General features: G+C 45.1%; 8 protein-coding genes, 3 tRNA genes, 3 rRNA genes and 1 other annotated feature. Of the genes, 13 read left to right on the top strand and 1 reads right to left on the bottom strand.

Features of this window, described 5'->3' with window-relative positions:
• The first annotated feature begins 39 nt into the window (after window positions 1-39).
• The 7 genes from ACSQ2E_RS00155 (at window position 40) to ACSQ2E_RS00125 (ending at window position 8,098) form a co-directional block, all read left to right on the top strand.
• Window positions 40-1,125: an HD-GYP domain-containing protein gene (locus tag ACSQ2E_RS00155; protein ID WP_435988823.1), complete on the top strand. Its 1,086-nt coding sequence runs from the start codon at window positions 40-42 to the stop codon at window positions 1,123-1,125.
• A gap of 318 nt (window positions 1,126-1,443) precedes the next feature.
• Window positions 1,444-2,995: ribosomal RNA gene (locus ACSQ2E_RS00150) — 16S ribosomal RNA — on the top strand.
• Between the two features lie 143 nt (window positions 2,996-3,138).
• Window positions 3,139-3,215, top strand: a tRNA-Ile gene (locus ACSQ2E_RS00145).
• A gap of 14 nt (window positions 3,216-3,229) precedes the next feature.
• Window positions 3,230-3,305: transfer RNA gene (locus tag ACSQ2E_RS00140), tRNA-Ala, on the top strand.
• A gap of 188 nt (window positions 3,306-3,493) precedes the next feature.
• A 23S ribosomal RNA gene (locus ACSQ2E_RS00135) occupies window positions 3,494-6,430 on the top strand.
• A 102-nt stretch (window positions 6,431-6,532) separates the two neighbouring features.
• A 5S ribosomal RNA gene (rrf, locus tag ACSQ2E_RS00130) occupies window positions 6,533-6,649 on the top strand.
• The 16S, 23S and 5S rRNA genes sit together here with 2 tRNA genes alongside, the layout of an rRNA operon.
• A gap of 963 nt (window positions 6,650-7,612) precedes the next feature.
• Window positions 7,613-8,098, top strand: a complete 486-nt coding sequence (locus ACSQ2E_RS00125; protein WP_435988822.1) for a glutathione peroxidase — start codon at window positions 7,613-7,615, stop codon at window positions 8,096-8,098.
• A 33-nt stretch (window positions 8,099-8,131) separates the two neighbouring features.
• On the opposite strand, the gene ACSQ2E_RS00120 is transcribed toward ACSQ2E_RS00125, so the two are convergent.
• The gene (locus tag ACSQ2E_RS00120; protein ID WP_435988821.1) at window positions 8,132-9,067 is read right to left on the bottom strand and encodes a YaaC family protein; all 936 of its coding nucleotides are present in this window, start codon (window positions 9,065-9,067) and stop codon (window positions 8,132-8,134) included.
• A gap of 112 nt (window positions 9,068-9,179) precedes the next feature.
• Between ACSQ2E_RS00120 and guaB the strand changes: the two genes are divergently transcribed.
• From guaB to ACSQ2E_RS00090, 6 genes are all read left to right on the top strand, one after another.
• Window positions 9,180-10,643 carry an IMP dehydrogenase gene (guaB, locus tag ACSQ2E_RS00115; RefSeq protein ID WP_435988820.1) on the top strand — a complete coding sequence of 488 codons (1,464 nt, stop codon included), beginning with the start codon at window positions 9,180-9,182 and terminating at the stop codon, window positions 10,641-10,643.
• A 194-nt stretch (window positions 10,644-10,837) separates the two neighbouring features.
• On the top strand, window positions 10,838-12,190 hold the full coding sequence (locus tag ACSQ2E_RS00110) for a serine hydrolase (protein ID WP_435988819.1): 1,353 nt from the start codon (window positions 10,838-10,840) through the stop codon (window positions 12,188-12,190).
• A gap of 264 nt (window positions 12,191-12,454) precedes the next feature.
• On the top strand, window positions 12,455-13,336 hold the full coding sequence (pdxS, locus tag ACSQ2E_RS00105) for a pyridoxal 5'-phosphate synthase lyase subunit PdxS (protein ID WP_435988818.1): 882 nt from the start codon (window positions 12,455-12,457) through the stop codon (window positions 13,334-13,336).
• Window positions 13,337-13,347: 11 nt separating this feature from the next.
• Entirely contained in the window at window positions 13,348-13,938 is a 591-nt protein-coding gene (gene pdxT, locus ACSQ2E_RS00100; RefSeq protein WP_435988817.1) for a pyridoxal 5'-phosphate synthase glutaminase subunit PdxT, read from the top strand.
• A 53-nt stretch (window positions 13,939-13,991) separates the two neighbouring features.
• Window positions 13,992-14,201 (top strand) — a binding site (T-box leader).
• 50 nt (window positions 14,202-14,251) lie between these two features.
• The gene (gene serS, locus ACSQ2E_RS00095) at window positions 14,252-15,526 is read left to right on the top strand and encodes a serine--tRNA ligase (protein WP_435988816.1); all 1,275 of its coding nucleotides are present in this window, start codon (window positions 14,252-14,254) and stop codon (window positions 15,524-15,526) included.
• A 115-nt stretch (window positions 15,527-15,641) separates the two neighbouring features.
• A tRNA-Ser gene (locus ACSQ2E_RS00090) sits at window positions 15,642-15,734 on the top strand.
• Window positions 15,735-15,808: the final 74 nt, after the last annotated feature.

Here is a 15,808-nt window from a genome sequence, read left to right as displayed (position 1 = left end):
TAAAATAAACTAAAAGAACAGACGTGAGGTGTTGGATAGTTGAAGGTCCATCGTGGGGAAATACAATTAGGCTGCATCGTAGCTGAAGATATCATGGGAATGGCAGCAAACCCGATCATCCCGAAGAATACGGTGCTTGAAGATGAACATTTTAATATCCTTCAAGCATTCCATATCAACGAGTTATACATAGAGAAAACAAAAGCCGACGGAAATTCATTCAAGTCACCGCTCTCTTCCGATAAGGCCTCCAATCAGGAGGAGACAAATTCTCAGGAGACTTTAGGATTTGTAGACCTTTACTTAACGACAGTAAAGGAATTCAAGAAGGAATTCATGAATTGGCAGTCGGGTACGGCCGTTAACGTGGCAAGAGTGAGAGAACTCATACTCCCGGTTATTCAAGAGGTGGAAAAAAATCATATATATATATATTCCCTTCATCACTATTCAACGAAGAAAGATTATCTCTATCATCATGCTGTTTCAGTAAGTATCATCAGTGCTTTAATAGGAAAGAAGATCGGTTTACAATCGGGACAGATCAATCAACTGGCATTAGCGGGAGCACTGGCTGACTGTGGGATGGCTAAGGTGAGCCCACATATATTATCCAAGGATCAACCGCTGACAGAAAGTGAATTTAAAGAAGTGAAGCTACATACGGCAAACGGGTATAAAATGGTCAAAGACACTCCACTATTAAAAACGGAAACGAAGCTCGCAATCTTTCAGCATCATGAACGTTTCGATGGAACAGGATATCCTGCATCGGAAAAGAGCGAACGTATTCACCTCTATTCACAGATTGTCGGGATTGCCGACGTGTTTCATGCCATGACATCAGAGAGAATGTACAGAAGCAAGCAGCCGATCTTCAAAGTATTGGATATGATCAGCAAAGACTTGTTTGGTAAATTTGATATTAAAGTAGTGGAAGGACTCCTTCAATTAATGGGAGACTTAAGAACAGGCACCCCGGTAAAGTTATCAACCGGAGAATTTGGAGAAGTCATTTATACCAAACCGAACGCCTTCATCAGTCCGATCGTTAAACTCAAGACAGATGAAATAGTAGATTTATCTCAGCAAAAGAACATCTATATTACAGAGGTTTTTATCTAAGATCGACTACGGATTTAGCATCCGAATGAAAAAAGTCGCAGGTCAATAAAGAGACCTGCGACTTTTTATCATTTACCTATTGCAAACGTGTTTGATAGTGTGTATACTATTATTTGTTGTCCGAAAGGCATTACATAATTATCAAGAAAATAACTTTTCTAAAATAATAAAAATACCTTGACGATAAACGTTGTAAATGATATATTATAAAGGTCGCTTCAAACGAAGCGCTTACACATTGAACCTTGAAAACTGAACAAAACAAGACAATACGTCAACGTTAATTCTAGATTTATTTTTAAAGAGCTATTCAAACTTTTATCGGAGAGTTTGATCCTGGCTCAGGACGAACGCTGGCGGCGTGCCTAATACATGCAAGTCGAGCGGATTGATGGGAGCTTGCTCCCTGATATCAGCGGCGGACGGGTGAGTAACACGTGGGTAACCTGCCTGTAAGACTGGGATAACTCCGGGAAACCGGGGCTAATACCGGATAACTCATTTCCTCGCATGAGGAAATGTTGAAAGGTGGCTTTTAGCTATCACTTACAGATGGACCCGCGGCGCATTAGCTAGTTGGTGAGGTAACGGCTCACCAAGGCAACGATGCGTAGCCGACCTGAGAGGGTGATCGGCCACACTGGGACTGAGACACGGCCCAGACTCCTACGGGAGGCAGCAGTAGGGAATCTTCCGCAATGGACGAAAGTCTGACGGAGCAACGCCGCGTGAGTGATGAAGGTTTTCGGATCGTAAAGCTCTGTTGTTAGGGAAGAACAAGTGCCGTTCGAATAGGGCGGCACCTTGACGGTACCTAACCAGAAAGCCACGGCTAACTACGTGCCAGCAGCCGCGGTAATACGTAGGTGGCAAGCGTTGTCCGGAATTATTGGGCGTAAAGCGCGCGCAGGTGGTTTCTTAAGTCTGATGTGAAAGCCCACGGCTCAACCGTGGAGGGTCATTGGAAACTGGGGAACTTGAGTGCAGAAGAGGAAAGTGGAATTCCAAGTGTAGCGGTGAAATGCGTAGATATTTGGAGGAACACCAGTGGCGAAGGCGACTTTCTGGTCTGTAACTGACACTGAGGCGCGAAAGCGTGGGGAGCAAACAGGATTAGATACCCTGGTAGTCCACGCCGTAAACGATGAGTGCTAAGTGTTAGGGGGTTTCCGCCCCTTAGTGCTGCAGCTAACGCATTAAGCACTCCGCCTGGGGAGTACGGTCGCAAGACTGAAACTCAAAGGAATTGACGGGGGCCCGCACAAGCGGTGGAGCATGTGGTTTAATTCGAAGCAACGCGAAGAACCTTACCAGGTCTTGACATCCTCTGACAACCCTAGAGATAGGGCTTTCCCCTTCGGGGGACAGAGTGACAGGTGGTGCATGGTTGTCGTCAGCTCGTGTCGTGAGATGTTGGGTTAAGTCCCGCAACGAGCGCAACCCTTGATCTTAGTTGCCAGCATTCAGTTGGGCACTCTAAGATGACTGCCGGTGACAAACCGGAGGAAGGTGGGGATGACGTCAAATCATCATGCCCCTTATGACCTGGGCTACACACGTGCTACAATGGACGGTACAAAGGGCAGCAAGACCGCGAGGTTTAGCCAATCCCATAAAACCGTTCTCAGTTCGGATTGTAGGCTGCAACTCGCCTACATGAAGCTGGAATCGCTAGTAATCGCGGATCAGCATGCCGCGGTGAATACGTTCCCGGGCCTTGTACACACCGCCCGTCACACCACGAGAGTTTGTAACACCCGAAGTCGGTGAGGTAACCTTTTGGAGCCAGCCGCCTAAGGTGGGACAGATGATTGGGGTGAAGTCGTAACAAGGTAGCCGTATCGGAAGGTGCGGCTGGATCACCTCCTTTCTAAGGAAGATTTACAAAAACGTTTGACACGTCGAAGTTTTGTTCAGTTTTGATGGTTCAATAAAGTTTTTTGCGAAAGCAAAAAAACTCTTCATCAAACAAACAATGGTAAGCATTGCTTATCATTCATTTTTATGGAATATGGGCCTATAGCTCAGCTGGTTAGAGCGCACGCCTGATAAGCGTGAGGTCGGTGGTTCGAGTCCACTTAGGCCCACCATATTCTCACCCCTTGGGGCCTTAGCTCAGCTGGGAGAGCGCCTGCTTTGCACGCAGGAGGTCAGCGGTTCGATCCCGCTAGGCTCCACCAAAGATTTTTGCGCAAGCAAAATATCTAACCATACGATCTCTTTCGAGATCCATGATTGTTCTTTGAAAACTAGATAAAGATAAATTGATAGTCAAGAAATTACCGAGTATCGCCATTTTAGGGTTTAAACCTTAATTAGTAAGTGATCAAATTTTGATTTAGCAGCAAAGCTGATAAAGCGAAATTTAGGTTAAGTTATGAAGGGCGCACGGTGGATGCCTTGGCACTAGGAGCCGACGAAGGACGGGACTAACACCGATATGCTTTGGGGAGCTGTAAGTGAGCTTTGATCCAGAGATTTCCGAATGGGGGAACCCATTGTTCGTAATGGAACAATATCCTTACTTGAATACATAGAGTATGGAAGGCAGACCCAGGGAACTGAAACATCTAAGTACCTGGAGGAAGAGAAAGCAATTGCGATTCCCTGAGTAGCGGCGAGCGAAACGGGATATAGCCCAAACCAAGAGGCTTGCCTCTTGGGGTTGTAGGACACTCTATACGGAGTTACAAAGGAATGAAGTAGACGAAGAAGTCTGGAAAGGCTCGTCAAAGAAGGTAACAACCCTGTAGTTGAAACTTCATTCCCTCTTGAGTGGATCCTGAGTACGGCGGGACACGTGAAATCCCGTCGGAAGCTGGGAGGACCATCTCCCAAGGCTAAATACTCCCTAGTGACCGATAGTGAACCAGTACCGTGAGGGAAAGGTGAAAAGCACCCCGGAAGGGGAGTGAAATAGAACCTGAAACCGTGTGCCTACAAGTAGTCAGAGCCCGTTAACGGGTGATGGCGTGCCTTTTGTAGAATGAACCGGCGAGTTACGATCCCATGCAAGGTTAAGTTGATAAGACGGAGCCGCAGCGAAAGCGAGTCTGAATAGGGCGAATTTAGTATGTGGTCGTAGACCCGAAACCAGGTGATCTACCCATGTCCAGGATGAAGTTCAGGTAACACTGAATGGAGGTCCGAACCCACGCACGTTGAAAAGTGCGGGGATGAGGTGTGGGTAGCGGAGAAATTCCAATCGAACTTGGAGATAGCTGGTTCTCTCCGAAATAGCTTTAGGGCTAGCCTCATGTGTAAGAGTCTTGGAGGTAGAGCACTGTTTGGACTAGGGGCCCTCATCGGGTTACCGAATTCAGACAAACTCCGAATGCCAAAGACTTATCCATGGGAGTCAGACTGCGAGTGATAAGATCCGTAGTCGAAAGGGAAACAGCCCAGACCACCAGCTAAGGTCCCAAAGTATACGTTAAGTGGAAAAGGATGTGGAGTTGCTTAGACAACCAGGATGTTGGCTTAGAAGCAGCCACCATTTAAAGAGTGCGTAATAGCTCACTGGTCGAGTGACTCTGCGCCGAAAATGTACCGGGGCTAAACGTATCACCGAAGCTGTGGATTGACACCTCTTGGTGTCAGTGGTAGGAGAGCGTTCTAAGGACTGCGAAGCTAGACCGTAAGGACTGGTGGAGTGCTTAGAAGTGAGAATGCCGGTATGAGTAGCGAAAGATGGGTGAGAATCCCATCCACCGAATGCCTAAGGTTTCCTGAGGAAGGCTCGTCCGCTCAGGGTTAGTCGGGACCTAAGTCGAGGCCGATAGGCGTAGACGATGGACAACAGGTTGATATTCCTGTACCACCTCTTTTCCGTTTGAGCAATGGGGGGACGCAGGAGGATAGGGTAAGCGCACTGCTGGATATGTGCGTCTAAGCAGTTAGGCTGATGATGAGGCAAATCCCATCATCTTAGAAGGCTGAGCTGTGACAGCGAGCGAATTATAGTAGCGAAGTTCCTGATTCCACACTGCCAAGAAAAGCCTCTAGCGAGGAAAAAGGTGCCCGTACCGCAAACCGACACAGGTAGGCGAGGAGAGAATCCTAAGGTGAGCGAGAGAACTCTCGTTAAGGAACTCGGCAAAATGACCCCGTAACTTCGGGAGAAGGGGTGCTCTGGTAGGGTGCAAGCCCGAGAGAGCCGCAGTGAATAGGCCCAGGCGACTGTTTAGCAAAAACACAGGTCTCTGCGAAGCCGTAAGGCGAAGTATAGGGGCTGACGCCTGCCCGGTGCTGGAAGGTTAAGAGGAGTGCTTAGCGTAAGCGAAGGTGCGAATCGAAGCCCCAGTAAACGGCGGCCGTAACTATAACGGTCCTAAGGTAGCGAAATTCCTTGTCGGGTAAGTTCCGACCCGCACGAAAGGCGTAACGATCTGGGCACTGTCTCAACGAGAGACTCGGTGAAATTATAGTACCTGTGAAGATGCAGGTTACCCGCGACAGGACGGAAAGACCCCGTGGAGCTTTACTGTAGCCTGATATTGAATTTTGGTACAGCTTGTACAGGATAGGTAGGAGCCTTGGAAACCGGAGCACAAGCTTCGGTGGAGGCATCGGTGGGATACTACCCTGGCTGTATTGAAATTCTAACCCGCGCCCCTTATCGGGGTGGGAGACAGTGTCAGGTGGGCAGTTTGACTGGGGCGGTCGCCTCCTAAAGAGTAACGGAGGCGCCCAAAGGTTCCCTCAGAATGGTTGGAAATCATTCGCAGAGTGTAAAGGCACAAGGGAGCTTGACTGCGAGACCTACAAGTCGAGCAGGGACGAAAGTCGGGCTTAGTGATCCGGTGGTTCCGCATGGAAGGGCCATCGCTCAACGGATAAAAGCTACCCCGGGGATAACAGGCTTATCTCCCCCAAGAGTCCACATCGACGGGGAGGTTTGGCACCTCGATGTCGGCTCATCGCATCCTGGGGCTGTAGTCGGTCCCAAGGGTTGGGCTGTTCGCCCATTAAAGCGGTACGCGAGCTGGGTTCAGAACGTCGTGAGACAGTTCGGTCCCTATCCGTCGTGGGCGCAGGAAATTTGAGAGGAGCTGTCCTTAGTACGAGAGGACCGGGATGGACGCACCGCTGGTGTACCAGTTGTCTTGCCAAAGGCATCGCTGGGTAGCTATGTGCGGAAGGGATAAGTGCTGAAAGCATCTAAGCATGAAGCCCCCCTCGAGATGAGATTTCCCATCACGTAAGTGAGTAAGATCCCTAGAAGATGACTAGGTAGATAGGTCAGAGATGGAAGCATGGCGACATGTGGAGTTGACTGATACTAATCGATCGAGGACTTAACCACAAAGAGTCATATTTATATGAACAACATTGGTCGATATTCGGCTTTCTTGACATCAATTCTTTATCTAGTTTTGAAGGAACAATCCCTTCAATTGAATAGTCGTCTGGTGACAATGGCGAAGAGGTCACACCCGTTCCCATGCCGAACACGGAAGTTAAGCTCTTCAGCGCCGATGGTAGTTGGGGGATCTCCCCCTGTGAGAGTAGGACGTCGCCAGGCAAATAGGAAAAAGAGTAGCTCATTGAGAGTTACTCTTTTTTTGGTTTTGATTTTTTGTTCGAAGAACATTCGGTCTCTCCTCGACCGCAGTGCGAGGGTAGGGAGGAGCAAGAAGGTCGAGGACGCGAGGGAGAGAAGACCGGAGTGTGGTATCCACACGAGGATCTGAACGAGTGAAGCGGACGAAGAGATTCGCCGCTCATCACTAGCCGTAGCCTTCAGTGCCGATGGTAGGTGGGGGCTCCCCCTGTGAGAGTAGGACGTCGCCAGGCAAATAGGAAAAAGAGTAGCTCTTAGGAGTTACTCTTTTTGATTTGTCTTTTTTTTAGGAACAAAATGACTGCCTGTTGACGAAGAAGGGAACGGGGTGAGGGATGAGTACACTGCTGATGACGATGTAAAGAAAATTCGACATCTTGGCATGATTATTTGAAATGTCGCATGATAAATCACAACGCCGCATGAAAGATCCATCTCTAGCATGATTATCGTAAATCCGGTATGAACTCTATTCTTTGAAACTCGCATGATTCCAGCTTAAATACCAATGGAATAAAATGGTAAAATACGCATAAAAGGAAAAAATGACGCATTTCCCTCCAAAAATGACGCAATAATTTCAAAAACGACGCAATCCCTTCCAAATATGACGCAATTAACCTCTCTTCCTTTTCTCATCATTACGAGATCCCTCAAAAAGACTAGTAACCTCGCAATTTTAAGCCCCTTTAGTTAATCCAGGACACCTTTTTGGTTCATTTTTGTTCTAAATCGAAGTGTTTTTCTAAGATACTAAGGACTTATAAAACTTTTTTATTCTAAAAATCGAATCTATTAGAAGTACGAGGTCGGAGATCAGTCATCTGACCACTCAACTACTCAACTACTCAACCACTCAAAATTGCTATCTCAGAGCCTCCTAACGTATTATTTAAGTAAGAGTTTACACAAGGAGAGAAAAACATGACGACAATTTATGATTTCACTGTTAAGAGAGCGAATGGATCTGTGACGTCGTTGGACGAGTATCGGGGGAAGGTCATGCTGATTGTGAACACAGCAAGTAAGTGTGGCTTTACGCCCCAATTTGAGGAGCTACAGGGCCTGTATGAAGAGTATAAAGAAGAAGGGCTTGTCGTACTTGGATTTCCGTGTGATCAATTCATGAACCAGGAGTTTGATAATGAAGATGATATCATGGAGTTCTGTCAGGTGAATTACGGAGTATCATTCCCGATGTTTGCAAAGGTCGATGTAAAGGGGAAGGAAGCTCACCCATTGTTCACATTCTTAACCCGGGAGAAAAAGGGTGGCCTTCTTTCCAATATTAAGTGGAACTTTACTAAGTTTTTGGTTGGAAAAAATGGTGAGGTATTTGATCGGTATTCGCCACAAACCAATCCTCGTAAAATTGAGGATGATATTAAGAAGTTGCTTCATGCTGAATAGAGAAAGAGGAAAGGCTTAACCTTTCTCTTTCTCCTATGTTTTATCCTTAAGGATCTTGAGTAATAGATAGGGTGACTTTTCTGTTGTGACGTTAAGAAAAGTCGTAATGATTGGATAGTCTTCATTGGTACGGTTTTTTAATAGTTCCACCCACCATTCCGTTTCGTACCGGGCAATCATGCTAAGGTTATATAGGATGGCATAGTGGATGAGTACTTCAGGTATACCGGATGCTTCATTTCGTATTCCCGGCAGTGCCAATCGATTTTTGTTTAAATGCCATCTGACAGGGAGTTGTTCCTCAGTGCTGGATGCGTGCAGCGTGTCCTCTGTAATAGAGATTGAATTCCCCGCTATTTTTTCGTTCATGTATTGTGTAAATAAAGACTCGGACATATGAAAGTGGGATAGTAAGGATTCGTCGATCGTCAGTTTATGCTGGTCGGTGAACCAGAACATGGTTTTCTTTTTGAGCAGAATAAAAAATGCTTCTTCGAGTTCAGGTATTTGGACGAGCAGATCTTCCATTTTGTATTTTTCTCCGATGATATGTTTCACGTGGAACACGAGGTCCGAAAAATGTGAAAAGAGCCCGTTTTTCTGAACCTTTACTTCATCTTGTAGAAACCTGTACTGCTGCTTCTTTCTTTTTCTTGAGGTAATTCCATGAGCAAGTACGGTAGTTGTTTCTGGGTATTCCGGATCTTCTGTCAGGACAATTGCTTTAATGAAATGAATGTATCCATAAAAAAGCAATATGGGCTTTAGTGAAAAAGGAGACATCATGGCTTGTTTATAATAAAGTTCTCCTTGTTCCAAGTAATACATGAATGGATAACAGTTGTCATAGCTCTTTACTTCAGCTTGAATGGAACCCAGTTTTTCGTAACATTTTTTTAGAAACTTCTGGGAGTATTCCGCTGATTGAAAATAGTGAATGAAGTCCCAGTGCTGACGTATTTCGTTCAAGAGATCACCTTCTAATTATTCTGAAAAGTTAAATTAATCCTATTCTTCTTGACAGTATTTTAACCAATTGATAACCTACTAATAATATTTTGGGACTAGGGAGGCCGAAAACATGTGGGATTCTAAATTTGCTAAAGAAGGTTTAACGTTTGACGATGTGTTATTATTACCAGCTAAATCAGAGGTGTTACCAAAGGATGTAAACATCTCTGTTGAATTAACGGAATCAATTAAGTTGAATGTGCCTGTCATCAGTGCAGGGATGGATACCGTAACCGAAGCTGAAATGGCGATTGCAATGGCTCGAACAGGTGGACTTGGTATCATCCACAAGAATATGAGTATTGAGCAGCAAGCTGAACAGGTCGATAAAGTAAAACGTTCCGAAAGTGGAGTTATCTCTGATCCATTCTTTTTAACTCCGGATCATCAAGTCTTCTCTGCAGAGCACTTGATGGGCAAATATAGAATTTCCGGTGTTCCGATTGTGAACAACGAGCAAGAACAGAAGCTTGTCGGGATTTTAACGAATCGTGACCTTCGTTTCATTCAGGATTATTCGATCCAGATCTCGGATGTCATGACGAAGGAGAATCTTGTAACGGCTCCAGTCGGCACTACCCTAGAAGAAGCGGAAAAAATTCTTCAGCAATATAAGATTGAAAAGCTGCCATTGATCGATCAAGAAGGAACACTTAAAGGATTGATTACGATCAAGGATATTGAGAAAGTCATCGAGTTCCCGAATTCGGCCAAAGACGATCAAGGACGTTTATTAGCAGGTGCGGCTGTAGGAATTTCAAAAGATACCTTAACCCGGGTAGAGCATTTAGTGAAAGCTCATGTGGATGTCATTGTAATCGATACGGCTCACGGTCATTCCGCTGGAGTCCTTTCTATTGTTCGTGAAATACGTGAAGCTTATCCAACGTTAAATATCGTAGCAGGTAATGTAGCGACGGCTGAAGCGACGAGAGAATTGATTGAAGCAGGTGCAGATGTGGTCAAAGTGGGAATCGGACCTGGTTCGATCTGTACAACCCGCGTTGTTGCAGGTGTGGGTGTTCCACAAATTACCGCTGTGTATGATTGTGCAACGGAAGCAAGGAAGCACGGTAAGAGCATCATCGCCGATGGAGGCATCAAGTATTCAGGCGATATCGTGAAAGCCCTGGCAGCCGGAGGACATGCAGTCATGCTTGGAAGCTTATTGGCGGGGACATCTGAAAGCCCCGGCGAAACGGAAATCTTCCAAGGCCGCCGCTTTAAAGTATACAGAGGGATGGGTTCTGTCAGCTCCATGGAAAAAGGATCGAAGGACCGCTATTTCCAAGAAGAAGCGAAAAAGTTCGTTCCAGAAGGTATCGAGGGGCGTATTCCTTATAAGGGACCATTGGCTGATACCTTGTATCAGTTAGTCGGAGGCTTACGTTCAGGTATGGGTTATTGTGGAACAAAAGACTTATTCGACTTAAGAGAAAAGGCGCAATTCATTAAAATGACAGGTGCCGGCCTACGTGAAAGTCATCCCCATGATGTTCAGATTACGAAAGAAGCACCAAACTACTCTTTATAAGAAAATAATGACAAAAGCTGATCAGTTTTTCCTGGTCAGCTTTTTTTAGTGGGAATGAGTGTCATTCTCCGTCTTTTTTAAGAGGCCGCAAGTCCCTTGACCTATGCCAAAACTAGTCATATTCTCTGTCTATTCTTACCTTTGGAACTATGTTAAAATAACGAAGGTGTACATAAAATCTTGGAGGGCTAACAGTGAAAAGAAGTTGGATTCAAAAATCTTTTGTTTGTATGATGGTTTGTATGATGGCAATGAGTATGGTGCAGAAACCTGCCAATGCTCAAGGTGACTTGGACGTAAACGCAAAAGCTGCGATTTTAGTAGAAGCAAGTACAGGTAAGATTCTGTATGAAAAGAATTCCGATACTGCTCAAGGAATTGCAAGTATGACAAAGATGATGACGGAGTACGTGTTACTTGAAGCGGTTAAAGAAGGTAAAGTGAAATGGGATCAGACATACACGGTTCCGACAAAAATTTCGAATATGTCCCATAATGATAATCTGAGTAATGTTCCATTAAGAGAAGAAGGTACATATAAACTCAAAGATTTGTATGAGGCTATGGCGATTGAATCTGCTAATGCTGCAGCGATGGCTATCGCTGAAACTGTAGCCGGTTCTCAAGAGAAATTTGTTAAAATGATGAATGATAAAGCCAAAGAACTGGGCTTGGAAAACTATAAATTTGTCAATGTGACGGGATTGAATAATAAAGATTTAGCTCCTTACGTGGATCAAGTAGTAGGCGGAGCGGATGAAGAAAATGTGATGTCTGCGAAAGATACCGCAACACTTGCTTACCGGTTGATGAAAGATTTCCCTGAAATTCTTGATACATCAAGCATTGCGAAGAAAACATTCGCTGAAGGTACTGAAGATGCTTTCCCTATGAAAAACTGGAACTGGATGCTGCCTGGATTGATTCGTGAATATGAAGGTATGGACGGTTTAAAAACCGGTACGACTGATTTTGCGGGTGGATGTTTTACCGGAACAGCTGAAAGAGATGGAATGCGTTATATTACAGTGGTGATGAACGTGGATATCAGCTCTGGAGAAAATTCTTATGATGCGCGATTTAATGAAACGAGAAAAATGTTGGATTATGCTTTTGCTAATTTTACAATGGAAGAAGTCCTCCCTGCTGACTACAAAGTAAAAGGACATAAAACACTTCCAGTTCAAAAAGGAAAAGAAAAAGAAGTTCAGATCAAAACCGATTCTCCATTAAGCATGGTGGTTAAGAACGGTGAAGAGGATCAATACAAGCCTAAATTTGTATTGGATAAGAAGAAGTTGAATGATGGCGAACTGACAGCTCCTGTTAAAGAAGGGGAGAAGGTCGGGTATGTCATGCTGGAAGCGAAAGGTGAAAAAGATTTAGGTTATCTTACGGATAAAGGGACAAACGCTTCAAAAGCATCTGTTGTGACAGTGGATGGTGTCGAGAAAGCAAACTGGTTCGTCCTTTCCATGAGAGCCGTAGGTGGCTTCTTCGGAGACATCTGGGATTCCATTACTTCTACAGTTAAAGGCTGGTTCTAATATAGTGAAACACCAAGACTTAAGTTGGACAGGTCTTGGTGTTTTTTCATAATTGAATTATTGTAGGGGATTATACAAAGGGACTAAAGGAATGCTTGTCGCCTCTGAACAAAGCCCCTCCGCTTTTCGTCTTGACATAAGCCCATTTTTATTGTTTATTTAGCAGTAGGGTTACATAATCATTCCGATTGTTTTAGTCGCGTTTTTTTCCTTTTTTGGGAAGTTGTGGGGCAGGCAAGGGATAAATATAAGGGGGATATTGATATGAAGACTGGTACAGATCGTGTAAAAAGAGGTATGGCTGAGATGCAAAAAGGCGGCGTGATCATGGACGTTGTCAATGCAGAGCAGGCGAAGATTGCTGAGGCTGCGGGTGCAGTGGCGGTAATGGCTCTAGAACGAGTTCCGGCAGACATCCGTGCTGCAGGTGGAGTAGCAAGAATGGCAGATCCTCGTATTATTGAAGAAGTGATGGGTGCTGTGTCGGTTCCAGTAATGGCGAAGGCTCGTATCGGTCATATTGTTGAGGCTAGAGTCCTTGAATCAATGGGTGTTGATTATCTTGATGAAAGTGAAGTATTGACGCCGGCTGATGAAGAGTACCATTTAAATAAAAGAGATTTCACGGTTCCCTTCGTATGCGGATGCCGTGATTTAGGTGAAGCTGCCCGCCGTATCGGAGAAGGGGCATCTATGCTTCGTACAAAGGGTGAGCCTGGAACAGGTAACATCGTTGAAGCGGTTCGTCATATGCGTAAGGTAAATGCTCAAGTACGTAAGCTAGTGAGCATGAATGAAGATGAGATCATGACAGAAGCGAAGTTATTGGGAGCTCCATACGAATTATTGTTAGAAATTAAAGAAAACGGACGTTTACCTGTTGTAAACTTTGCTGCAGGCGGAATTGCCACACCAGCTGATGCTGCCCTTATGATGGAACTCGGGGCTGACGGAGTATTCGTAGGTTCTGGTATCTTTAAATCAGAGAACCCTGAGAAATTCGCAAGAGCGATTGTAGAAGCGACTACTCACTACCAGGATTACAAGTTGATCGCAGAGCTTTCTAAAGAGCTTGGTGTCGCCATGAAGGGTGTAGAAATTTCTTCTATCCTCCCTGAAAACCGTATGCAAGATCGTGGATGGTAAGGTGTGATTCTATGTTGAACATCGGTGTATTAGGACTTCAAGGTGCCGTCAGGGAGCATGTGCGTTCGATTGAAGCCTCTGGTGCCAAGGCGATCGTCGTGAAGCGTGTAGAACAACTGGAAGAGATTCAGGGCCTTATCATGCCTGGCGGGGAAAGTACGACCATGAGAAGGCTGATTGATCGCTATGGCTTTATGGAGCCGTTAAGACAATTTGCAGCAGCAGGGAAGCCGATTTTTGGAACATGTGCCGGTTTGATTCTCTTAGCGAAGCATATCGTCGGTTACGAAGAACCTCATCTTGGGGTAATGGACGTGACGGTGGAGCGTAATTCCTTTGGCCGTCAGAAAGAAAGCTTCGAAGCGGATCTTTCGATTGCCCATGTAGGAGAAGGATTCAATGCCGTCTTCATCCGTGCGCCTCATATCGTGGAAGCGGGAGAGGATGTTGAAATCCTGGCGAAGCATAATGAACGCATTGTGCTAGCGCGCCACGGACAGTTCCTCGGCTGTTCATTCCATCCTGAATTGACGGATGATCATCGTTTGACTGCTTTCTTCGTTGAAATGGTGAAGGAAAGCATGGAGAAAACAATCGCATAATTCTATTGCAAAATGGAAAACATTGTAGTAGATTATGAAATAACCAATAAAAATTTAAATCGTTGATAGGAAATAGTAGTAAAGAAGGCTTGCTAAAGAGAGTCGATGGCCGGTGAGAATCGATGCAGGAGCTTTACGAATCCATCCTTGAGTGAAGTACTGAATGAAGTAGGTATTTTCGGTGATTCCGTTACCATCTCTTAAGAGGAAGATGCGAGAGTGTCTTCAATTAGGGTGGCAACGCGGAAACCTCCGTCCCTTTTACCAGGGATGGGGGTTTTTTATTTTTTTATAAAAAAGGAGAGAAACATGCATGTTAGACATTAAGTATTTACGTAACAATCTGGAAGATGTAAAAGCAAGACTTCAACACCGTGGTGAGAACCTGGAGGACTTCGGTAAGTTTGAAGAGCTTGATAAAAGAAGAAGAGAGCTCCTTGTGGAAAGTGAAGATCTAAAGAGCAAGCGTAATGAAGTATCTCAACAAATTGCCGAGCTGAAAAAAGAGAAAAAAGATGCTCAGGATATGATCTTGGAAATGCGTGAAGTCGGTGCCAAGGTGAAAAAATTGGATGAGGAATTAAGAGGCATCGAAGAGGAGCTTGAGCGCATCCTTCTTTCTATTCCAAATATCCCCCATGAAACGGTACCTGTCGGGGAAACAGAAGATGATAATGTTGAAGCGCGTAAATGGGGAGAGGTTAGGGAATTTGATTTCGAAGCACAGCCTCACTGGGATGTGGCAACGGACCTTGGAATCCTTGATTTCGAACGGGCAGGGAAAGTGACAGGAAGCCGTTTCGTTTTCTATAAAGGCCTTGGTGCAAGACTTGAAAGAGCCCTTATCAACTTCATGATGGACCTTCACATGGATGAACATGGCTATACGGAAATGATTCCTCCATTCCTTGTGAATCGGGCGAGTATGACAGGGACAGGTCAACTTCCAAAGTTTGAAGAGGATGCTTTCAGAATCGAGAGCGAAGACTATTTCTTGGTTCCTACGGCAGAAGTGCCTGTAACGAATTATCATCGTGATGAAATCCTGAAGGCTGACGAGCTGCCTGTAAGCTATGTGGCATACAGCGCCAACTTCCGCTCTGAAGCTGGATCTGCAGGACGTGATACAAGAGGGTTAATCCGTCAGCATCAGTTCAACAAAGTCGAGCTAGTGCGCTTTGTGAAGCCTGAGGACTCTTATGATGAGTTAGAGAAATTGACGGGTCACGCTGAAAAAGTTCTTCAGCTCCTCGGCCTTCCATACCGCGTATTATCTATGTGTACAGCGGACCTGGGCTTTACTGCAGCCAAGAAATACGATATTGAAGTCTGGATTCCAAGTTACGGGACGTACCGTGAGATTTCTTCTTGCAGTAACTTTGAAAGCTTCCAAGCGAGACGTGCCAACATCCGCTTCAGAAGAGAGCCTAACGCGAAACCTGAACATGTGCATACGTTAAACGGATCTGGTTTAGCAATCGGACGTACAGTAGCCGCAATCCTGGAAAACTACCAGCAGGAAGATGGCAGTGTCATCGTACCAGAAGCCCTTCGTCCATATATGGGTGGAGTGGAAGTCATTAAATAAGCTCTTTAAACCAACAAAAAGAAGTCTCGCGTTAAACCGTGAGACTTCTTTTGATTTTTTATGAAATATGCTTGACTCCATTTATACACCATGTTATTATAATTCTTGTCGATACGGAGGAATACCCAAGTCCGGCTGAAGGGATCGGTCTTGAAAACCGACAGGGGTGTAACAGCCCGCGGGGGTTCGAATCCCCCTTCCTCCTCCATTGATTTTTTTATAACCATCGCGCATAAACTTTGGAGATAGAATTCGTTACATTTTATGTAACGAATTTTTTTG

This window comes from Rossellomorea sp. LjRoot5, assembly GCF_964253455.1.
Lineage (GTDB): Bacteria > Bacillota > Bacilli > Bacillales > Bacillaceae_B > Rossellomorea.
Note: the sequence above shows the minus strand (reverse complement) of the source record. Positions and strands in the feature narration are given on the sequence as shown.

What these genes read in the sequence shown, in the direction of transcription:
- ACSQ2E_RS00125 (WP_435988822.1), top strand. Translation starts at nt 7,613, where the DNA reads ATGACGACAATTTATGATTTCACTGTTAAGAGAGCGAATGGATCTGTG.
- guaB (WP_435988820.1), top strand. Translation starts at nt 9,180, where the DNA reads ATGTGGGATTCTAAATTTGCTAAAGAAGGTTTAACGTTTGACGATGTG.
- pdxS (WP_435988818.1), top strand. Translation starts at nt 12,455, where the DNA reads ATGAAGACTGGTACAGATCGTGTAAAAAGAGGTATGGCTGAGATGCAA.
- pdxT (WP_435988817.1), top strand. Translation starts at nt 13,348, where the DNA reads ATGTTGAACATCGGTGTATTAGGACTTCAAGGTGCCGTCAGGGAGCAT.
- serS (WP_435988816.1), top strand. Translation starts at nt 14,252, where the DNA reads ATGTTAGACATTAAGTATTTACGTAACAATCTGGAAGATGTAAAAGCA.